Genomic DNA, 223 nt, shown 5'->3' with positions numbered 1-223 from the left:
ATCACAGACCCATTTACCACGCACATGCTGTTCCTTATAGAACTGTGCCGGTCTGAAATGCAGTTTTTCACTGACATCTTCGCCGATACGACGGAGTTGGCAGCCACAAGCACATTGGGTTGATGCAGGTTCATGCTCAATACGGATGGTGTGTAGATGATCTGGCAGTGGTCGACGTTTAGGTTTATTGGTTTTGGCTTTCTGTGTCGCTGCATTGGTTTTA

At 47.1% G+C, this 223-nt stretch carries 1 protein-coding gene; it reads right to left on the bottom strand.

From position 1 onward, the window contains the following. A partial coding sequence (locus tag WFH18_RS18255; RefSeq protein ID WP_336755467.1) for an IS66 family transposase zinc-finger binding domain-containing protein occupies positions 1 to 223 on the bottom strand: 223 nt, incomplete at both ends.

The organism is Acinetobacter sp. USHLN143 (assembly GCF_037145695.1).
GTDB lineage: Bacteria > Pseudomonadota > Gammaproteobacteria > Pseudomonadales > Moraxellaceae > Acinetobacter > Acinetobacter fasciculus.
This window is presented reverse-complemented; position numbering and strand designations above follow the sequence as displayed.